16 protein-coding genes are annotated in these 20,883 nt (G+C 38.8%); 2 read left to right on the top strand and 14 right to left on the bottom strand.

Translation table 11 applies throughout. From position 1 onward, the window contains the following. Window positions 1–461 precede the first annotated feature (461 nt). The 14 genes from mdoH to I6F10_RS18495 form a co-directional block, all read right to left on the bottom strand. Window positions 462–2,432 carry a glucans biosynthesis glucosyltransferase MdoH gene (mdoH, locus tag I6F10_RS18560; RefSeq protein WP_197099234.1) on the bottom strand — a complete coding sequence of 657 codons (1,971 nt, stop codon included), beginning with the start codon at window positions 2,430–2,432 and terminating at the stop codon, window positions 462–464. After that, window positions 2,404–4,023 carry a glucan biosynthesis protein gene (locus I6F10_RS18555; protein WP_004334974.1) on the bottom strand — a complete coding sequence of 540 codons (1,620 nt, stop codon included), beginning with the start codon at window positions 4,021–4,023 and terminating at the stop codon, window positions 2,404–2,406. Before I6F10_RS18555 ends, mdoH begins: the two co-directional genes overlap by 29 nt. Before the next feature lie 331 nt (window positions 4,024–4,354). Then, window positions 4,355–7,087 carry an ExeM/NucH family extracellular endonuclease gene (locus I6F10_RS18550; RefSeq protein WP_197099233.1) on the bottom strand — a complete coding sequence of 911 codons (2,733 nt, stop codon included), beginning with the start codon at window positions 7,085–7,087 and terminating at the stop codon, window positions 4,355–4,357. A 127-nt stretch (window positions 7,088–7,214) separates the two neighbouring features. Then, window positions 7,215–8,225, bottom strand: a complete 1,011-nt coding sequence (hemB, locus tag I6F10_RS18545; protein ID WP_024597079.1) for a porphobilinogen synthase — start codon at window positions 8,223–8,225, stop codon at window positions 7,215–7,217. 12 nt (window positions 8,226–8,237) lie between these two features. After that, complete coding sequence (locus I6F10_RS18540) at window positions 8,238–10,091, bottom strand: sensor domain-containing diguanylate cyclase (protein WP_165744804.1); 1,854 nt, start codon at window positions 10,089–10,091, stop codon at window positions 8,238–8,240. Then, the gene (locus tag I6F10_RS18535) at window positions 10,091–10,876 is read right to left on the bottom strand and encodes a TatD family hydrolase (protein ID WP_165744802.1); all 786 of its coding nucleotides are present in this window, start codon (window positions 10,874–10,876) and stop codon (window positions 10,091–10,093) included. The genes I6F10_RS18540 and I6F10_RS18535 overlap by 1 nt, the downstream gene beginning before the upstream one ends. Further along, entirely contained in the window at window positions 10,876–11,382 is a 507-nt protein-coding gene (locus I6F10_RS18530; RefSeq protein ID WP_024604419.1) for a hypothetical protein, read from the bottom strand. The genes I6F10_RS18535 and I6F10_RS18530 overlap by 1 nt, the downstream gene beginning before the upstream one ends. Before the next feature lies 1 nt (window position 11,383). Further along, window positions 11,384–12,124: a twin-arginine translocase subunit TatC gene (gene tatC, locus I6F10_RS18525; protein ID WP_024604418.1), complete on the bottom strand. Its 741-nt coding sequence runs from the start codon at window positions 12,122–12,124 to the stop codon at window positions 11,384–11,386. A 48-nt stretch (window positions 12,125–12,172) separates the two neighbouring features. Then, a complete protein-coding gene (gene tatB / locus I6F10_RS18520; RefSeq protein ID WP_024597077.1) occupies window positions 12,173–12,505 on the bottom strand; it encodes a Sec-independent protein translocase protein TatB in 333 nt (110 codons plus the stop codon). A 5-nt stretch (window positions 12,506–12,510) separates the two neighbouring features. Beyond that, window positions 12,511–12,759 (bottom strand): Sec-independent protein translocase subunit TatA, encoded by a 249-nt coding sequence (gene tatA / locus I6F10_RS18515; RefSeq protein ID WP_004334954.1) that lies wholly within the window; start codon window positions 12,757–12,759, stop codon window positions 12,511–12,513. Window positions 12,760–12,839: 80 nt separating this feature from the next. Continuing rightward, window positions 12,840–14,441: a ubiquinone biosynthesis regulatory protein kinase UbiB gene (gene ubiB, locus I6F10_RS18510; protein ID WP_165744800.1), complete on the bottom strand. Its 1,602-nt coding sequence runs from the start codon at window positions 14,439–14,441 to the stop codon at window positions 12,840–12,842. Between the two features lie 9 nt (window positions 14,442–14,450). Further along, window positions 14,451–15,134 (bottom strand): ubiquinone biosynthesis accessory factor UbiJ, encoded by a 684-nt coding sequence (locus I6F10_RS18505; protein ID WP_165744798.1) that lies wholly within the window; start codon window positions 15,132–15,134, stop codon window positions 14,451–14,453. A gap of 11 nt (window positions 15,135–15,145) precedes the next feature. After that, complete coding sequence (ubiE, locus tag I6F10_RS18500; RefSeq protein ID WP_024597074.1) at window positions 15,146–15,901, bottom strand: bifunctional demethylmenaquinone methyltransferase/2-methoxy-6-polyprenyl-1,4-benzoquinol methylase UbiE; 756 nt, start codon at window positions 15,899–15,901, stop codon at window positions 15,146–15,148. A gap of 83 nt (window positions 15,902–15,984) precedes the next feature. Further along, window positions 15,985–16,971 (bottom strand): GGDEF domain-containing protein, encoded by a 987-nt coding sequence (locus I6F10_RS18495; RefSeq protein ID WP_004334947.1) that lies wholly within the window; start codon window positions 16,969–16,971, stop codon window positions 15,985–15,987. Window positions 16,972–17,305: 334 nt separating this feature from the next. On the opposite strand from I6F10_RS18495, the gene I6F10_RS18490 reads away from it, so the two are divergent. Then, window positions 17,306–19,084, top strand: a complete 1,779-nt coding sequence (locus tag I6F10_RS18490) for a DUF885 domain-containing protein (RefSeq protein WP_165744796.1) — start codon at window positions 17,306–17,308, stop codon at window positions 19,082–19,084. 175 nt (window positions 19,085–19,259) lie between these two features. Further along, a complete protein-coding gene (locus tag I6F10_RS18485; protein WP_138489912.1) occupies window positions 19,260–20,741 on the top strand; it encodes an FMN-binding glutamate synthase family protein in 1,482 nt (493 codons plus the stop codon). Window positions 20,742–20,883: the final 142 nt, after the last annotated feature.

Raw genomic sequence — 20,883 nt, 5'->3', positions numbered from 1 at the left:
TGGAGCAACTTAATAATCGTCCGAGGAAGACACTTGGATTTGAAACGCCTGCAAAATTGATGCAGGATCACTTGGCGGCTAAAGCCGCCTAAACGTTATGCACTTCAGGTTTGAATCCGCGAATTAATAAAAAGGTACTAGAGCAATTTATATATATAGTTACAAAAAAGGGGTTTGCAATACACGTATATGCACAGAGCGTTATATCAATAGTGAGGAAATTACTGTTGTATCATTTAGCTCGTTTTTTCTTTTCACTATTTTTAAGTAGAACTGGAGAATGGTAAGGTTTTTCATTTTTATAACTGGCAACTTGATGATGAAATGTAATCAGCTATTTCTAAAATGTACTGTAATAAGTTAGCTAAAAAAGTAGAAAATATTAGCGGCAAATGCAGCGCATGATTTTTTAATTTAGATAGAAAAAAGGAGCAATTAATTGCTCCTTTTTTGTTTTTATTTTATAACGCGCTAATTAAACTTTTTATAGCCTTAGCTTTTAGCGCTTTCATCTTTAGCCTGCGTGGCTTTTTAAAAGATTGTATAGGCATTGATACCATATGCTCTTGTGGCAGTGCCGGAATTGTTTGTGGGTAATTTCCTTCCTCTGGCACGGAAATCTCTTTTAGATGTACTTTAAGCGCCTCTAGAGTTGAGTCGTTATCAACTTCACTAGGGCAAATAAATATACCTAACTTTCTTAGTTGTACGCCGAGTTTGATACTACTGGTATAACGGATAATTGGAGCACCTAATACTAAGCCTAATAATATAGGTGATAGCCACCAAAAGAATACAGGTGTGAAGTAGTAGGCTGTGCTACCCCATGCTATAGCCACAATAGTAGAGAATAACGTATAACCAAACGCTTCTTTCCACGGGACCATACGACCTTCGCGCGGTTGTGCATCCCACTTCACTTTTTTACCTAAAAATACGCAAAGCACAAAGTAAGCATGAAATACCATCATTAATGGCGCAACAATAATAGCAAATACGGTTTCAATGATTGAACCTAGTATGAGCTTAATTGAACCACCAAAGCGTTTGTTTCTATGTATTAGGGTGACTATTACGCCCATTAATTTAGGCATTAATAAAATAACAATAGTTAAATACAAGAGTGAATCAATAAGATCGGTTTTAGCTATTTGCCATGTAGGAAATAATTGATAAACACGGTTAAAGTACACATCACTATTTAATGCGCGCGTTACTGCATCAATAGTACTTAGCGCTAGCATTGAGAGCCAAATTAGTGATGAAATATAAGCGGTTGCACCTAATAGAAAGTGCAGCTTACTCATTAATTTTAATTTAGATGACGATAGTAAACCTAAGTGCTGAATATTACCTTGTACCCAGCGTCTATCGCGTACAGCATAATCTAGAATATTACTTGGTACTTCTTCGTAGCTGCCTTCAATGTCTGATAGTAATAGTACATCCCAACCTGCACTATGAAGTAGTGATGCTTCTACAAAGTCATGACTTAAAATCTCACCGCCAAAAGGTGCGTTACCTTTGAGTGTTGGCAAGCCACAGCACGTTATAAATGCTTCAACTCTAATGATTGCATTATGACCCCAGTAATTGGCTTTATCTGTTTGCCAAAATGCTGAGCCAGTAGCGAGCATTGGGCTATATAGCACTGACGCAAACTGTAAAAAACGACCAAAAAAGGTATCTTGACGAACAGGTATTGGAATCGTTTGGATCAGGCCTGCTTGTGGGTTGTTTAGCATGCTTGTAGTAAGTTCTAACATACATTTACCGGTCATTACGCTATCTGCATCAAGCACAATCATATGGTCGTAATTACTTCCCCAGCGCTCACAAAAGTCGGTTAGGTTACCTACTTTGCGGTGTTTGTTATCTTCGCGACGACGATAAAAAACATGCTTTGCTGTATCCCCTAAACGTTCGCACAATGCATGCCATGCACTTAGCTCGTTTTTAACTATTTGAGGGTCTTGTGTATCGCTTAATAAATAAAAATCAAAATTATCAAGCTGACCAGTTTCTTTTAACGATTGTAGACTTACTTCAAAGCCCGCGATAACACGGTGGGTATCTTCGTTATAAATAGGCATTACAACGGCGGTTTTCTGAGCGTTAATTGCCTCGTTATTGAACTCAATTGGTTTAATACGTTTTAACGTAAGCGGGTCAATTCGAAACAACTGTAGTACAAAGCCGATTGTGCCACTACAAAAAGCCGTTACAATCCAAGTAAATGTGATTGAGAATAATACTAAAAGGGCATACTCAAGTAATGTCATACCGTTTGAGCTTAAAATCTCAAACATAATAGATATGCCGTAGCCAGATGTGCCAAGTGCCGCAATGGCAAATAGCCATACTCTTAGTGTTTTGAATGGCATTGGAGTGCCCCTACCTTTATTACTTGATGTCATTTGGGTACCAAACATAGCTCCATACCTCGCTAATTTCTTTGTCACGTAGTTTTAACGATAAACGCATATCAACGGGTTGATCGTCCTGTGGTGCAATTTTAAAGGCTACACGCCATCCACGTGAATCCGGAAGTTTTTGTACATTCACGTCGGTTACTTCGCCTGTTGTAAGTTGAATATCGGCATCTAGTTTTAACTGTTTAGACAGTTGATTTATTTCTGAACCAGTAAAATCAACAGTAAATTGGCGGTGGCTTTTTGGTGGTGGGTTGTCCTCACCTGGTAAAGCGGCGCTACCAATTCTTGTACGTAGTACACGTGCTTTCTCGTGCTGAGTTAAAACTGAATTAAAGGTGGTCATTTTGTAGCTTAATTTTAATGAATCTCCGGCCTTCATTGGTTTTTCTGGTACCCAGTAACTTACGATATTGTCGTTAGTTTCTGTATCAGTCGGTATTTCTACAAGCTCTACACGACCATTTCCCCACTCACCTTGTGGTTCAATCCATAGGCTAGGGCGGTCGTGGTAATGTGCTTCTGTGTCTAGATAGTTATTAAAGTCTCGGTCTCGTTGAGCTAACCCAAAACCTTTTGGGTTATTGTACGAAAATGAAGTAACGCTGAGTTGTGATGGGTTGTTAAGAGGACGCCATACCCACTTGTCATCAGCAGATTGAGTTAATAGGCCATCCGAGTCATGAACTTCAGGGCGATAGTCATCAAAAAATTTGGTGCTGTTTTCGCCGTGATAAAACATACTCGTTAATGGTGCTACACCTAGTTTTTTAATATCTTTACGCGCAAAAATCTGCATATCAACATCAACTAGCATATTAGTTGTAGGGTCGACGCTAAATTTGTACGCACCAGAAATAGATGGACTATCCAACAATGCAAAAATGGTGATTTGTGTTTGCTCTGGCTTTGGTTTAACTAACCAAAACTCTTTGAACATTGGAAATTCTTCACCCGAATTTTCAGCAGTATCAATGGCAAGGCCTCTTGCTGATAAGCCATAAACTTGTTGAGGGCCAACGACTCTAAAATACGATGCTCCCTGAAATACCATTACTTCGTCTTTATACTCGTTAGTATTTAATGGGTAATGTAAGCGAAATCCAGCATGGCCTAGTTGAGTGCCCGCCACACTTTTAGCTATTTCTTCTTGTAGTGGTGCAGCAGTGCCATCGTATTGGTAAAAGTCGGTGCTGAAAGGTAAGCGGCTACGTTTAGAGTCGCTATCAACAGTATTTATTGTTACGGGGGTTTTATATAAAAAACCAGGGTGGAATAATTGCAGCTCGTACAAGCCTTCATCTTTCCATACCGCTTTGTCTTTTTTAAATCGAATTGAACGGTAGTCTTGATAATCAATATTATTTAGTGCTTCAAGCTCGATGTTTTTAGGTGCCACATATTCTTCGCTTGCTAACTTTTTAGCGCGAGCGCTAATTACATCAAATAAGCTACTTTGTGGAATTGCTACATCAACAGTTGCAGCAATCGCTTGGTTGCTATTACCCCAAGTCGAAAAAATAATAAGTAGACCCAGTAGTGGTGCTGATTTTTTTTGCCATTTAGGCAAGTTTTGGGTTAGTTGTTTCATTCTCATTCCTTTATAAAAACACGACTTATTTTTACGTTTAGGGTAAATATTGATTTTGTTTTGTAAGTATCTTCTAATTTACTTAAAGCAAAATGTGAACCCTTATAAAAGTTCATATTTTTCAATGGGAAAAACCAATATACATAAGTCACCGAGGTTTTTGCTGTGTAAAATTCACTCAATCTTATGTAGTTGTTGCTTATTAAGTAGTAGAAGACTCACTAATCGTATGAACATATTACGGGGAGTTTAATGAAGCTTGTCTGAATTACATTTGTATAAAATAAAAAAGCCGCAAAAGCGGCTTTTTATATGTTTAGATTTAACTTAATTATTTCTTTTTAAATCGACGCACTATTGATAGTGGTGCTAAAAGAAGTGATAACCATAGTAATGAACCTGCATCATTATCATCATCTGAGCGTAAGTTATTTACCTTAACGGCTACTTTTTCAATGTTTGATAAGTTACCAGCACTATCTTGAGCTTGTACTGTTAAAGTAATACGATTTTCGAATTCGTAATCAATCTCTCCAGCAACAATTAACTGCCCCTCATTGTTAATAGAAACGCTGTCATTATCAGATGTAATAAATTTCACAACAGGTGATTCATCGGCATTTGGATCACTAAAATCGAGCGTGCCGATAATTGTGCCAATTGCGCTGTTTTCATCGACTGCAAAAACTTGATCAGCTTTAATAACTGGCGTTTGCTCTTCAGGCGTTAAAGTAATTTCAGATTTAATATCAATAATCACAGGGTCATGATCTGATGCGCGGTATGCACTTTCAGAGTACAAGCTAGATTGTTGACCTTCGCTTTTAAACTCTACATTGTAATCAAGTGAAATAGGTTCATCTGCGTTGATATGCCAATCTGTTGCAGCGACAACTTTGCTAAGTAATGATTGTGTAGCTACTGCATGGTCTAAACTTCCTGCACGACCAGAAAAGCTATAAGAATAACCAAGTGTATCACCATCAATTTCAGCAACTACATTTTTGTAGCCTTTATCAGCAAATGCACGTATTGGATCTTCCATTGCGTAAGCATTCATATCGCCGACTAAAATAGTATCTTCGTCATCAACACCGGTTGGTTTGCTATCAAGCCAATCTGCGAATGCATTAGCACCTTGCGTGCGTATTTCATTCCAACAGCCTTGGCCATCACCTAAATCTGCATTATTTCCAGAAGCACTACCACAACTTTTAGATTTAAGATGTGACACAGCAACAGTAAATACTTCATCAGTTTCTATTGATTTAAAGCTTTGTGCAATTGGAGCACGGTTACTAAAATCAAATGGAGCCTCAGTTGTAATGGCTGCAGTGCCTACTTCTTCTACTTTGTTAGCACGATAGATAAGTGCGGTAGTAATTGCATCGGTACCAATTTGATCTACGTTAAAATCAACAAATGCATAGTTGTTAGCACTATCTGCATCATTTAATGCATCTACTAAGCTAGCAATTGCACTAAATTCGCCAAAGCCATCATTCTCAATTTCCATTAAACCAACAACATCGGCTTCAATAGCGCTAATGGCACTTACAATTTTAGCTTCTTGACGAATAAATTCAGCTTCAGTATCTGCACCTCGAGATGTAGGGAACCCTCCGCCTTGGCCATCACCATTGAAGTAATTAAGTACGTTAAAGCTAGCTACACGTAAATCTGCTTCAGCATTAAGTTCAGGCGCATCTTCACGTGCATTTGTTGCAATAAACGAAGGCGCTAAAGTTGGATGAATTCTGTAAAGGCTAAAGCTATAAGCAAGTGCTCCTGTAACAGTATTAACAGTATCGCCAGTTCGTAATGTATTTTCTGCCGATAAGCCTGGAGTTGGATAAGCTGTAGGGTCTAAGTTTTGTACTGTAGAGCCATCATCTATTAAAATCTTTTTAAGTAGATTTTCAGTTTCAACTGCATTAGCAGCATCGCCAGGTAACGCAACCTGGGTACCTTGGTACAAGCGCTCTGTTGCTAATTCAACTTCACCATATCGACCAAGACCAAAGTTATTAGTCACTACTAATGGTTGTTCTAATGTAACTAACATACCTTCAAAAGCTTCTAAATCAGTTGCATTAGCTAAAGGTAAAGTGATTTTTGTAGCTGCTGCAGCTAAACCAGTGCCACACACCGCAACTTGGCTAACACTGCCAATTTGTGTTGCATCAAAATATTCTTCAACAGTACCTTGTACACGTACATGGTCGCCTACATTCACGTCAGTATCTGCAAAATACACAAATACACCTTCAGAGGTAAGTGGATTTGCATCTATATCAGCAGCCAGTGAGTTAACAAAAAAGCCTTTTAATTGTTCATCACCTTGAAAATCGGCGCTTACAACACCTTCAAACTCTACTAGTGTACCTACAAGTGGGCTAGCAGAGCCGTCACCTTGAATAGCATTTATTAGTGTTTTTTCTGCACCACAAACTAGTGGTTCAAGTGGCTCTGGTTCAGGGTCTGGCACAGGAGCGGTACCGCCGTTTCCTGTGTGTGAACCTAATCCATCAAAGGTGTCAATATCAAACTGTTCCCATTCTTCGCTAGGATCAAAAATGGCTGTCGAGTCAGTTCGGCCTGTGGTAATGCTATCCTTTCTTCGCAGCGTTTTGTTAACCGTAGTTACACCCCCTTCAGACCACTCTGAACCCGGATCAACACCAACTTGACCAAAACTATCAACAATTACACCGTCTTTAGTTAAAACAAGGGCATCATCACCGTTATAGTAGGTTACTGTGCTGGTTTCATCTGCAATATCAAGTATTGCAGCTGCTGCACTGGGGTTTGAAATAATGTAGGTGGTATTGGCGGCCAATGTTCCTGTTAAATCAATCGAGTTGCCAATCGAACTGCTACCATTTGAATAGAGTCCTAAAGTATAACCTTCAAGAGAAAGCTCCGTATCAGCATTATTATAAAGCTCGATTGCTTTATTATTACTGCTTCCCTCTATATATTCTGAAATGATTAGATCAGCGGATGCTGGTGCACTGAGACTTGCTATAACAAGTGCGAGTGGTGTTATTTTTGTTTTAAACATTTTTTTATTATTCCCGTGTATTAATCCCAAAATGGGACACCAGTTTAGAGAATAAATATGACGGAAATAATACAAAAATGTAAACGAATGTAAATGAAAGGCGGTTTAACCGCCTTTTAATAAAAAATTACTTTTTAGCTAGATATTTTGCGGCTTGCTTAGCAAAGTAGGTTAATATTCCATCGGCTCCTGCACGCTTAAATGCAAGTAAAGATTCCATTATTGTAGCTTCTTCACTTAACCAACCGTTATCAATTGCTGCTTTGTGCATTGCATACTCGCCACTTACCTGATATGCGAAAGTAGGTACACCAAATTCGTCTTTAACACGCCGTACAATATCTAAATAAGGCATACCGGGCTTTACCATAACCATATCGGCGCCTTCTTGTAAGTCTAATGCGACTTCACGTATTGCTTCATCAGAGTTTGCTGGATCCATTTGGTAAGTTTTTTTATCAGCACCTTTTAAGTTACCAGCAGAGCCTACAGCATCTCTAAATGGGCCATAGTAGCTAGATGCGTATTTAGCTGAGTAGGCCATAATTCGAGTATGAATAAACCCATCAGCTTCAAGTGCTTCGCGAATAGCGCCAATACGACCATCCATCATATCAGAAGGGGCAACAACATCAGCACCAGCTTCTGCATGGGAAAGTGCTTGTTTAACTAAAATTTCAGTAGTGACATCATTAATAACATAACCTGAATCATCAATAATACCGTCTTGGCCATGCGTAGTGAAAGGGTCAAGTGCTACATCAGTAATCACACCCAACTCAGGAAAAGCTTCTTTTAACGCTCTTACGGTGCGTTGTGCTAAGCCATCATCGTTATATGCTTCTTCGGCAAATAATGATTTTTTATCCGCAGGTGTTACTGGAAAAATAGCAACGGCAGGTACGCCAAGTTCAACGAGTTCTTTTGCTTCAACAAGCAGTAAATCAATTGATAGGCGCTCAATACCAGGCATTGATTCAATTACCTCGCGGCGATTTTTACCATCAAGTACAAATACAGGGTAAATTAAATCATTTACGCTAAGCTGGTTTTCAGCCATTAAGCGGCGAGAAAAGTCGCTGCGGCGCATTCTGCGCATGCGAGTATATGGAAAAAGGTCTAATCCTGATTGGGCCATATTAATATGCTCCTACTGTGGTAATGGAAAAGTGATTACTTGATTACGGCCATGCTGCTTTGCGTAATAAAGTGCTCTGTCGGCGCACTCAGTAAAAATTTGAGGGTTGCTAACATCATCAGCAATACTGGTGTATACACCAGCGCTAATAGTAAATTGAATATCATTATTGGCAACCGTTACAGTACTTACTGAGATATCAGCTCGTATTTTTTCAGCTATGTCTTGTGCGCCTTCACTAGGGGTATTAGGTAATAGCACAACAAATTCTTCACCGCCATAACGGGCAACTTCATCGAGTGGTCGTTTTAAATGGTCTTTTATAAGGTCAGAAACTGCTTTAATAACTTGATCGCCAATGATATGGCCGTACGTGTCGTTGATATTTTTAAATCGATCTATATCAAGCATAACAATGCTAAGCGGCGTTTGTTCTCGACGAGAGCGACGAAGCTCCATTACCAGTTTTTTATCAAAAAAGCGTCTGTTTTTTATTCCAGTCAATGCGTCTTCAGTATTTAGTAACTCAAGTGAGCGGTTTTTTTCTTCAAGCTCTCTAAGCGTTACTTGTAATTCAAAGGTGCGTTCGTCCACCTGGGATTCAAGTTCTTGGCGAGTTTTTTCTTGTAATTTTAAGCGCTCTTTAAGTAGTGTATCTTGTGCTGTGTTTTCAGCAATCAAGGTCTGTTGGGCAATCACTTCTTCATCGCGTTGTAAAATAAATAACTTCATTACGCTGTAGCATAAGCAAAAAGTGTAACCAAAAAAGCATGCAAATACAAATGCGAGCGTACTTCTGTCAAAGGCGTATAGGCCCATTACTGCAACAGTAAAATAAAGCATTACCACCAAGAAAAAAACCAATACAAGTAATAGTGCTTTGTTTGGTTTAGAAGGCGTTAAACGCACGCACATAAACGTAGTTACAATATAAAAGCCTAAAACGATTGGAGTAGTGATTAAACAAAATAATGTAACTATGTTGTTTGGAAGTAGCCAAATAAATAATAACGAAATGGCTAAAGCGTTAACTACAACTTTTTGAATAGTTAGCAGAAGAGAGGGCCTGGGATGGCAAACTTGCTTCTGCAAAGGCAAAAACATTAAAGTGATAAGCATAAGTAATATAGGGATCATAACTTGCTGTAATGCAGGCAAATTAGGATGAACGTACCTTAAGCCAAAACCACAAAGGTAGGCTAATACACTACCTAATGTGAGAGATATAACCCCAGCATAAACAAAATAACCTTTACGTGAAAAACCATATAAAACTATGCAACTCACACCCAAAGAAAATATAAAACCAATCAATAAGCCATAGAGTAAATTGAGTTTTCCTTTGTGTGCCAAATAAGCTTCTGGTTGCCACAGTGTTAAAGGGACTCGCAAGCCTGAACTATTCGCCACTTTCATTATAATAAGCGTTTCGCTATTTGCAGGGCTGAGCAGTTTAACTAATAAAGACTCACTTTTAATTTTGCGCTTATATAAGGGGTAGGCATCACCAATTTGAGTATAAGAAAGTAATTGCGAGTTATGTAATTGATATACTTGAACGTGGTTTAGCAAAGGATTGTTTAGTGACAATATTTGCTCAGTATTATAACTAAGTGTGTTTTTTATTTTAAATTTTATCCATACAGGACGCTGCTCTAGTCCTAAATTAAGGGGTTTTCCTGTGTTTTTTTGCCACTGTATATGGCTACTTTGTTGTGCGCTTAATAGCGACGTTGGTTCAAAAGAGTAATACAGGTTATTAATGTTTTGAGAGTTAAAATCGTGTTTTATTATTACTGGGTTTGCGAAAGAGCAAAAAGTGAAAAGGAATACTAATAGGCTTAAAAGTGCCTTTGCATAGGCCATTAACGATCTTCTAAACCAAAAACACGGTGAAAGTTTTCTGTAGTTTTACGGGCCACAACTTCTTCATCTATTTTATAAAGTTGTGCAACCGTTCGACAGATATAAGGAAGCAGGGCAGGTTCATTTTTACGTGATTTAGGTTTTGGCTTAACTGTTCGTGGAATTAAAAATGGTGCATCAGTTTCTATTAATAATCGATCTAGAGGAATGCTAGGCACTAGCAGTTGTAAATCTTTTCTACGCCTTTCATCACATACCCAACCCGTTATACCAATATATAGACCTAAATCTAAATATTGCTTTAGAGCTGCTGAGTTACCCGTAAAGCAGTGGAGTACACCGCGAATATTAAACTCTTTTAATATACTTAACATGTCGTCACTTGCATCACGCTCATGCAAGTAAACAGGTAAATCTAATTTTTCAGCAAGTGCTAATTGGCGCCTAAAAACACTGCGCTGTACATCGCGAGGCGAAAAGTCGCGGTTATAATCAAGACCGCACTCACCAATAGCAATAACATGCTTATTATTTGCAAGTATAGTTAGTTGTGCTTCTAGTTCATTAGTGGCTGATTTTGCATCATGCGGGTGAATACCCGCCGTAGAATATTGAAGATGCTTTGTTGCAAGATCAAGTGATTGCTGACTGCTTGCAATATCACAACCAATAATAAGCATATTTGTAACACCCGCTTCATTGGCACGGGTAATTACATCGTGATGCTGCTCATCAAATTGATGATTAGTTAAGTTAACTCCAGCATCAATTAACGTATATGACATTACTTAGTACGTTTAACGCGAATAGAGCGGTTTTGCCCTTCTTTATGCAGCAAAAATGAGTTAAATACACCTCGGCTAATGGTAACTGTATCAGACTCTTTTAATTTAAGGCTGTCTGAGCCAATTTGACGCCACTCTTGGTTGTTGTCAAGGCTGATAATGAGCTCGCCATACGGTGCCTCGTCAACTGATAAAACAAGCGCAGTGATGTTTTCGTTTTTATCTTTTGTGATTTCTTTATGTTCTAAGCCAAAATCTTCAGTAGTTGTTGCTGGCGCTATAGCCGCAACGGGTACATTAGAAGATTCTTTAGGCGGGGTAAGTGTTTTTGTTACTGATGGCTTAACTAGTGACTTACCCGCGATTGTATTGTCGTAACAAAGTAAGCGGTTAAAATCGTTTTCAATAAAGCTACATGCCTGTAACGCTTGAGTATTAAACTCTGTTTGCGCAGCAAAAGTCGGTGCGCTTAATAAAACCAATAGTGAGAGTAGTTGTTTTTTCATTTTATTCCTCAGATTCTTTTTGTGGTTTAGCGGTATAAAACTTTGCTAAAATTAGACCTAGTTCAAACAGAAGAAGCATCGGAAATGCTAGCAATGTTTGTGATAATACATCAGGCGGTGTTAAAAACATCGCGACTACAAAAACACCCACGACGATATAAGGGCGCTTTTCTTTTAAGCTTTTTGTTGTTGTTGCGCCACTCCAGCATAGCAACATAATAGCCACAGGAATTTCGAAAGCGACGCCAAATGCAAAAAACAATTTTAATACAAATCCTAGATAGCTAGCGATATCGGGTGCTAGAGTCATCATTTCGGGACCTGTACTTGTAAAAAAACCTAATATAATTGGTAGTACTGCAAAGTAGCAAAAAGCGATACCCCCATAAAACAAGACAACGCTTGAGATTAGTATAGGTATTAGCATTTTCTTTTCATTCTGGTACAAGCCAGGAGCTATAAACCCCCAAATTTGATGAAGTATCCATGGAGTAGATAATAAAGCCGCAACAAAAAAAGTAAGCATCATAGGGACTATAAAAGGGTCACTCACATTTATAGCTATCATGGTCGCGCCATTAGGTAAATGAACTACTAATGGTGCAGCTATAAGTTCGTAAATATCATCTTTAAAATAAAACAGCGCGATAAAAAATAATAAAATGCTCAATAGCGCTTTTATTAGCCGATCACGCAACTCAATTAAATGAGCTACAAACCCTGATTTTACTTCCTCAGCCATTATTTTTTATACCATGTAGTAAGTTGACCACAAAGTGAGAAATAAATTTCACTTTTTCTCATCAAGTTGTTGGTTATTTGATGTATCAGATTGTTGTTTCTTGTAGCTGTGAGTAACTGATTCAGCCGCTTTTTGTAGCTCTGTTAGTGAGCTTTGTAACTCAGGGCTTAAATCTTTTAATTCTTGCTGTTCTGCTTTTTTAAGGTTTTCGTGCAGCTCATGGATGCGAAGTTCTTCACTTACTTCGGCTTTTACTGAGTTGGCAAGTGATTTAGCGGTTTTAACCCATTTACTCACTGTTCTAATCGCAACAGGTAAGCGCTCAGGGCCGAGCACCACTAAACCAACAATAAAAATAACAACAAGTTCCCACATGCCCATACTAATTAAACCTTATTGTTATCTTTGTTTTTTTCAGTATCGGTTGAGTTGTCAGCAGTGTTTTTTTCTGATTGTTGAATTTGCTCGGATTTCTCTTTCTCGCTCATTTGATCATCCGACATTGCTTTTTTGAAGCCCTTTACAGCGCCCCCAATATCGCCACCCATACCGCGTAGTTTTTTTGTGCCAAAAAGTAAAACTATGATCGCTAAAACAATTAATAATTGCCAAATACTAATACCACCAAAACCCATGGTTTTCTCCAATATATAAAACGGTTAAATGTTTATTTTAAATACTAATTATACGCTCACTAGCGCAAATAGCACCCAGTTTATGCGCTGCGCCATGCCGCTATAAAGCTAATAGCCGATAAGCTTATTGCAAGACTTGCAGCTATTAAATCGTGCTGTAAATAACAAAGTGTTGCCATAATCATTGTAGCACTACCAAATAAACTCAATATTAAAGGTTTATGAGATACCTTTTGTTCTTGAGGTTGAATGTGTGGTGCACGCTTTAAATTTTGGTAAATTAGATCCGGTAACTCGGGCATTTTTTCAGCCCAAAATGGCAAGTTAGCATACATTTGCTTCAGTACTGATAGCGGTCCAACTTGTTGCTTTACCCAGTCTTCTAAAAAGGGCTTAGCTGTTTTCCATAAGTCGAGTTGTGGGTATAGCTGACGCCCCAATCCTTCAACGTATAATAAAGTTTTTTGTAGTAATACTAATTGCGGCTGTACCTGCATGTTAAAACGACGTGCAGTATTAAATAGATTTACGAGTACGTGCCCAAATGAAATTTCAGCCAAAGGTTTATTAAATATAGGCTCGCAAACTGTGCGAATCGCAAATTCAAATTCTTCAATGCTAGTATCTGGTGGTACCCAACCAGAATCAACGTGTAGTTGTGCAACTTGGCGATAATCACGATTAAAAAAGGCGATAAAGTTTTCAGCTAAATAGCGTTTATCTTCTTTGCTTAACGTACCAACAATACCGCAATCAATACCGATATACATTGGGTTTTCAGGGTGCTCTCGAGAGACGAAAATATTACCCGGATGCATGTCGGCATGAAAAAAGCTGTCTCTAAACACCTGCGTAAAAAATACTTCTACGCCACGCTCAGCAAGTAATTTCATATTAGTGTTTTGCGCCATAAGTGCATCGGTATCAGAGACGGGTATGCCGTAAATACGCTCCATTACCAGCACATTGCTACGGCTGTAATCACTGTAAACTGCAGGGATATATAATGAATCAGAGCCTTCAAAATTGCGTTTTAGTTGAATGCCGTTGGCACCTTCTCGCATTAAGTCGAGCTCGTCTAGGAGTGTTTTTTTATATTCTTTAACTACTTCAACCGGGCGCAGGCGTTTTGATTCGTTATGTACTTTTGCAAGTACCTTTGCGAGCTTTTCCATTAGCGCTAAATCGGCATTAATTTGCTCATAAATATTGGGTCTAATAACCTTAATTACGACATCTTGCTCAATACTCTGCTCATCAATAAGTTTTGCTGTATGTACTTGCGCTATAGATGCAGAAGCTAGTGGAGTTTGTGAAAACTCACTAAATAATTCACTTATATCGTTAATTTCGAGCGCTTTTTCTATTATTTTCTGTGCAAGTTCGCCTTCAAATGGTTGAACTTGATCTTGTAAAAACGCAAGCTCTAAAGCGATATCATGAGGGAGCAAATCACGACGAGTAGAAAGCATTTGACCAAATTTGATCCAAACGGGGCCCAGCTCTTGCAGTGCTAAACGTAAACGAAGCCCTGCCGGCTTTTCTTTGTGCTGATTACGCAGCCAAAATAAACTGCCACGGGCTACTTTACCAAACCAAGGCACTTTATGCTTTGGAATTAGCTCGTCTAGTCCATAGCTAAGTAACGTTTTGGTGATGTTATACAAACGTGCAGTCGACACAAAAAATCCTTAGCGGGTGTTTGAAGGTAAAAAAGAGTTTAAGAGGGCGTTAATGCGTTGCTCAACGGCAGCGACTTGTCCTTTGAGCTCTCTATTTTTTTGTTTAAATTGCTCAAGTTCTAATGGATGAATAGTAATTGCGAGCTCATCTTGGCATAAACTTGTAAGCATGGTACTTATTTTAGTATTGATTTTGCTGCTCTTTTGTTTTAGTTCTTTTAAATGCAGGTATAACTGCTGAGCGGGGGCATCGCCAATGTATTTAGAAAGTTGTTCAGGCCAATCAATATCAATACCTGAAAATGCATTGCTATAAGTTTGCGCAATGTTTAAATCGCCTTGTAAGTCGAGCTTATCTTGGCGAATTAATTGGGTAAGCATTGCAGGGTTTTTGAGCGCTAAAAGTGTGTCTATATCTGCGCTGATCATACAATCTGCGTTTTCATTGCTTTGAGCGCTGTATAAGTGTAATTGATCAGCACTATAAACGAGTTGGATGCTTTGTTGCCAATCTCTTATTTCAACCACTAAGCGCTTATGTTTAACGGCGTTTAGCTTTTGAGATAATTGTGGGTCCAGGCTAAGCGCTTGATTTAGTACACGCTCAATAAGCGAGAGTACAAAATTAGGTAACATAAAAAACTCAGATGACATTGCACCTTTATTGTTTTTGGTTATTTTTTCAAGCGCCATAACTGCTAGCCTTAATATTTAAAACCACGATGCAGTGCAACAATTCCGCCTGTGAGGTTTTGGTATGTTGTTTGTTCAAAGCCTGCATCTTCCATCATCGCTTTTAATGTGTCTTGATCTGGATGCATACGAATAGACTCAGCTAAATACTTGTACGATTCACTGTCGTTAGCAACTAGCTTACCCATTGTTGGCAATAAATTAAATGAGTAAAAATCGTAAGCTTTACTAAGTACGTCATGCTCTGGTTTTGAAAACTCTAAAACAAGTAATCTGCCACCTGGCTTTAAAATACGGTACATAGATCGTAATGCTTTGTCTTTATCGGTAACGTTACGTAAGCCAAAGGCAATAGTGATCACATCAAAGCTATTATCTGGAAATGGCAGCATTTCTGCATTCATTTGTACGTAGTCAATATTGCCTACTAAGCCAAGATTATGTAGTTTTTCACGACCAACCTTAAGCATAGATGAATTTATATCGCCCAAAACAACTTGACCGGTTTCGCCAACTAGTTGACTAAATTTTGCCGTTAAGTCGCCAGTGCCGCCGGCTAAATCGAGTACATGATGGCCTTTACGAACACCTGAGCTTGCAATAGTTTGACGTTTCCATAAACGATGCACACCAAAAGACATTAAATCATTCATTACATCGTATTTTGCAGCTACTGAGTGAAATACATCTGCAACCATAGAAGCTTTATCGCCCTCGGCTACTGTTTTATAACCAAAATGCGTGGTCTTTTGTTCGGTTTCGTTCATGACTAATCTCTATCGTGACAATAGAGGTTAGTGTACTTTATTGTACGCAGTAGGTGCAATTTGAATATGATTTATCAGGTAATTTATTGCCCTGCAGTGTAGCTACTTTGCCCTAATGACCGCGCTTTAAAAGCCGCATGAGACGCTTTTTTAGCTAACTGGTTAAAATCATCTTCTTGTAGATGTTGAGCAATTCCTAGAGATAAGCCAATACTAGGTAACTTAATCCCTGTTTTTGAACTAACAAAGCGAAGCTTTTCGACTCCATTTCGGACTTTTTCAGCAATAACATTGGCTGTTTCTGGGTCTATATCGGCGAGTAAAACAGTAAATTGATCTTTAGCTGTACGGCCAGGCAAGCCACTTTGAAAAACATATTTTTGCACTTGTTTAGCTACTTTATTCAAAATAACTTCACCAATTATATCACCGTAATTTTCAGTAAAGTGATCAAGGTTATCTATTTGAATCGCAATGGCGCAAATAGACTTTTTTTGATTAGTCCATACTTGAGTTTGTTGCGTTAAATAATGGCGTTTATAAAGCCCTGTTTGGCTATCAATAATATGTTGTTTACGAAGTTGATTTAGCTGCTTTTTTGTTTTTTCGTGTAGTTGTTTGGCTTTACTTAGTTCTTGCTTAAATTGCTTGTGTTGATTTAGTAATTCGGCGGTTTGATTATGAAGTACTTCAAGCGCTTGACGGCTTTGTTCTATGTTGTTCTCATCTAGTGAATGTACGCATTCGCTCACCTGACCCGCAAAGCGAATTATCTGTTTTTCAGTAGCTTGAGAATTTTGAGAAAGTGAACTTATAACACCATCAACATTTTGAATCATGTTGACTTGCTCTGTGTGACCGGTATTTAAAAATTCAGCATGGAGCTGTTCAATTAAAACACTGTCTATATTATCTTCAACCGCAATAGCGCGGTCTAAGGCTTTGTTCAGCTCAAGGTTAGTTTGGCTAGTATAGGTATAAACAACTTGATAATTGAGCGGCGTAGGAGAAAGTGCATAGCGCTCTAAAAACACACACACTTTAGTCATCTTCTCTTGTGCAATAGCCATGGAATCATGGAACATCATTTTAAATACCAACTAAGTACGCATAAGTGCAAATTTTAAAATATCTCATTCCATGAGGCGGTTATGCGTCCGAGCTTTTTATTATTTTTTTATACAGTAATCATTATCCGCGCTATTTAAAAGCAAAAACGATAGTTAGGGAACTTAAATTTTACTTTAGCAGCCCAATCGCTGTTTTTCTCATCAATTCGGCTGGTTTTTACTTCTGTTAACGTATGTAGCATTATTTCAATATGCTAGTTTGTCTCATTTACTTGCTATTTCTTTAGCCTACGATAGTTTTATGCAATCTATTGCATCATCAAGTTAAATAATAATGAATCTTTTTTTACCAAAAACGCTTCGCCAAACGCTTCTTGGCATAACTGCTTTATGTTCGTTAAGTGCATGTCAAATAACCACACCCAACGCGAATGAGCAGTTTACTCAAGTGGCACAATCTATTGTTCAATATAGAGAAAGTATAAACCCTTATAGCAGTTCAAAAGGGGTTGATGGTTATTTACTTGCCAATTTATCGCCAGAATTTCTAGCAGAGCAGTACAAAAGTAATACTCAATTATTAGCAGACTTAGATGCCGTAGATGCAACTAAGCTTAGTGACGAAAATCAAATTAACTTAAGTATTATTCGTGCCCAAGTGCAAAATAGCGTAGACGAATATGTGTTTAATGCGCATTACATGCCGCTTACATCTGAGTATGGTTTTCACTCCGGTCTGTCGTACATCGTTAACAGTTCCCAATATAAAAAAGAGCAAGATTTAGATACATACCTTGCACGTTTAGCACAAATCCCCCGCTTTTTTGAGCAAAATATATATTGGATGAAAAAAGGGCTCGAAACAGGTCTCACCCAACCAAAAGCAGTTTTAGAAGGATACGAAGACTCCATAAGTACTTATATTGTTGATGATGTAACTCAATCAGAATTTTATAAACCGTTTTTAGCTAACACTGCCAGTTTAAGTGAGAGTGACTTTTATGCACTTCAACAGCGAGCTAAAGTTGTTTTAAAAAATAAAGTAATACCAGCATATAAAAGCTACTTAACGTTTTTTACTGAGCAATACCAACCGGGCGCCCGCACAAGTATTGGTATTTCAGAAACCCCTAATGGCAAAGCTTTTTATAAAAACCGTGCTAAGCATTACACCACTACCGACATGACACCAAAAGAGATCCACGAGCTAGGCTTAAAAGAAGTTGCTCGCATTCGAGGTGAAATGGAAGCTGTAATAAAAGAAGTTGGCTTTAAAGGCTCATTTGCTGAGTTTATTCACTTTTTACGTACTGACCCACAGTTTTACGCAACAACACCTGAGCAACTTTTGAAAGAAGCATCTTACATTGCTAAAAAAATGGATGCACAGCTGCCTAAGTTATTTCATACCTTACCGCGCAAACCTTATGGCGTGGCACCGGTGCCCGCAAGTATTGCCCCTAAATACACAACAGGTCGGTATTCTGGCTCTAATCGAGATGATGAAGCTGGATACTACTGGGTAAATACTTACGCTTTAGATAAGCGCCCTTTGTATGTTTTAGAAGCATTAACTTTGCACGAAGCAGTGCCAGGTCATCATTTACAAATATCACTTAATGCAGAGCTTGAAAATTTGCCGAGCTATCGTCGTGATGCTTACCTTTCGGCATTTGGCGAAGGTTGGGGGCTTTACTCTGAATATTTAGGTTTAGAGGCAGGCTTTTATCAAGACCCATATAGCCGTTTTGGTCGCTTAACTTATGAAATGTGGCGAGCAGCACGTTTGGTTGTTGATACAGGGATGCACATGTATGGCTGGAGCCGCGAGCGAGCTATGAACTTTATGAGCGAGAACACCGCGCTTTCGCTGCATAATGTTAAAACAGAAACTGACCGTTATATATCTTGGCCAGCTCAGGCACTGTCATACAAAATTGGTGAGTTAACTATTAAACGTTTACGTGTTGAAGCAGAGCAAGCGCTTGGACCAAATTTTGATATTCGCGAATTTCATCATCAGGTTCTTCGCCATGGTTCAGTGCCCTTGTCAGTATTAGAAACACAGGTACGTTTATATATAAAAAATGAGTTAACTAAGCTGCAAAATTAGCTTTGTAGGGCTTATAAACCTTGAACAAACAAAGGTGTTGTGTCATTTTGACCGCAACACCTTTTTTATACCACAGACCTAGTAATGTAGTTTATTTTAGCGACTTCAATCGTCAAAATATTCACATACTACGCAATAGGTATTATTTAAAAATATAGCCATCAAGGGGCCTTAGATGAGCAATTTCATTATGTTTAGTATTGACGTATTTGCGAGTATTTTTATTATCGCACTTGGGTTAATTGTGCTTACTGTTATTATTTTCTACTTTCGCGATATAACACAAACAAAACATGCTATTAGGCGTAACTACCCAGTAATTGGCCGCTTTCGATATTTTTTTGAACGCCAAGGTGAATTTTTCAGACAATACTTTTTTGCCCTCGATCGAGAAGAAATGCCATTTAACCGCGCTGAGCGCAGTTGGGTTTACCGCGCAGCAAAAGATGTCGATCGCACCGCTGCATTTGGTTCAACACAAAGCTTAGAAGTGACGGGTACGGTTATGTTTATGAACTGTGCTTTTCCTACTTTAGATGAAGAGGCACTCGACCCGAGTAATGTTACTTTAGGTCCGTATTGTAAAACACCTTACACCACTAATTCGTTATTTAATGTGTCGGGCATGAGCTTTGGTGCGCTTTCAAAGCCTGCTGTGCGCGCTTTATCAAAAGGTGCTAAATTAGCGGGTTGCTGGATGAACACAGGTGAAGGGGGCTTAAGCCCTTACCACCTTGAAGGTGGCGCCGATTTGGTATTTCAAATTGGTACAGCTAAATATGGTGCTCGAGACGAGCATGGAAACTTAAGCACCGAAAAACTTAAAGAAATAGCAGCTCACGAACAAGTCAAAATGTTCGAGCTAAAAATGAGCCAAGGTGCAAAACCAGGTAAAGGCGGTATGTTACCAGGGCGCAAAGTTAACGCCGAAATAGCTAAAATTAGGGGTATTCCAGAAGGGCAAGATTCGATTAGCCCAAATGGACACCCTGAAATCAAAAACCCAGCCGACATTCTCGATATGATTGCCACTGTACGTAATGCCACAGGAAAACCAACAGGCTTTAAAGCCGTTATTGGTGATTACACCTGGTTAGAAACGTTATTTGCAGAAATAAATCATCGTGGCATTGAGTCGGCACCCGATTTTATAACAATTGATAGTGCTGATGGTGGTACGGGGGCTGCACCGCAGCCGCTTATGGATTCGGTGGGTTTACCTCTTCGCGAAAGCTTGCCGCTTGTAGTTAATATGCTTGAAAAGCACGGGCTTCGAGATCGCGTGAAAATTATTGCATCGGGTAAATTAATCGTCCCTTCAAAGGTTGCATGGGCATTAGCGCTTGGTGCTGATTTTGTTGTATCGGCTCGTGGTCATATGTTTGCACTGGGCTGTATTCAGGCAATGCAATGTAATAAAGATACCTGTCCGACCGGGATCACTACGCATAACGAGCGTTTGCAACGCGGCTTAAATGTAGCTGATAAAGCGCAACGAGTAGCTAACTATAATAAATACATTCATTACGGAGCCGGTTTAATTGCTCACTCATGCGGTGTAACAAGTGCACGAGAGTTGGCTCGTAAGCATGTACGTATAGTGCAAGAAAGTGGGCTTTCAGAGCCGCTTGATAAAATTTATGAAAACTACAAGTAAGTTTTAACTAACTAGAAGGCGCTTATAGCTGTCTCTTGATCACAAGTCTGACTCAAGAGATTTTGCTAAATCGTAGCCTTCCAGGATGGCTTGTAACTTAAGCCATCCTTTCCATAACACTTTCACAGATGCACGCCCTGTG

The organism is Pseudoalteromonas sp. SWYJZ98 (assembly GCF_015864495.1).
GTDB lineage: Bacteria > Pseudomonadota > Gammaproteobacteria > Enterobacterales > Alteromonadaceae > Pseudoalteromonas > Pseudoalteromonas distincta.
The sequence above is the reverse complement of the archived record's forward strand: the minus strand, read 5'-3'. Positions and strand labels throughout refer to the sequence as shown.

Excerpts from the sequence above, each read along its gene's own strand:
- mdoH (WP_197099234.1), bottom strand. The coding sequence starts at position 2,432 with ATGTTTGGTACCCAAATGACATCAAGTAATAAAGGTAGGGGCACTCCA.
- I6F10_RS18555 (WP_004334974.1), bottom strand. The coding sequence starts at position 4,023 with ATGAAACAACTAACCCAAAACTTGCCTAAATGGCAAAAAAAATCAGCA.
- I6F10_RS18550 (WP_197099233.1), bottom strand. The coding sequence starts at position 7,087 with ATGTTTAAAACAAAAATAACACCACTCGCACTTGTTATAGCAAGTCTC.
- hemB (WP_024597079.1), bottom strand. The coding sequence starts at position 8,225 with ATGGCCCAATCAGGATTAGACCTTTTTCCATATACTCGCATGCGCAGA.
- I6F10_RS18540 (WP_165744804.1), bottom strand. The coding sequence starts at position 10,091 with ATGGCCTATGCAAAGGCACTTTTAAGCCTATTAGTATTCCTTTTCACT.
- I6F10_RS18535 (WP_165744802.1), bottom strand. The coding sequence starts at position 10,876 with ATGTCATATACGTTAATTGATGCTGGAGTTAACTTAACTAATCATCAA.
- I6F10_RS18530 (WP_024604419.1), bottom strand. The coding sequence starts at position 11,382 with ATGAAAAAACAACTACTCTCACTATTGGTTTTATTAAGCGCACCGACT.
- tatC (WP_024604418.1), bottom strand. The coding sequence starts at position 12,124 with ATGGCTGAGGAAGTAAAATCAGGGTTTGTAGCTCATTTAATTGAGTTG.
- tatB (WP_024597077.1), bottom strand. The coding sequence starts at position 12,505 with ATGGGCATGTGGGAACTTGTTGTTATTTTTATTGTTGGTTTAGTGGTG.
- tatA (WP_004334954.1), bottom strand. The coding sequence starts at position 12,759 with ATGGGTTTTGGTGGTATTAGTATTTGGCAATTATTAATTGTTTTAGCG.
- I6F10_RS18505 (WP_165744798.1), bottom strand. The coding sequence starts at position 15,134 with ATGGCGCTTGAAAAAATAACCAAAAACAATAAAGGTGCAATGTCATCT.
- ubiE (WP_024597074.1), bottom strand. The coding sequence starts at position 15,901 with ATGAACGAAACCGAACAAAAGACCACGCATTTTGGTTATAAAACAGTA.
- I6F10_RS18495 (WP_004334947.1), bottom strand. The coding sequence starts at position 16,971 with ATGGCTATTGCACAAGAGAAGATGACTAAAGTGTGTGTGTTTTTAGAG.
- I6F10_RS18490 (WP_165744796.1), top strand. The coding sequence starts at position 17,306 with ATGAATCTTTTTTTACCAAAAACGCTTCGCCAAACGCTTCTTGGCATA.
- I6F10_RS18485 (WP_138489912.1), top strand. The coding sequence starts at position 19,260 with ATGAGCAATTTCATTATGTTTAGTATTGACGTATTTGCGAGTATTTTT.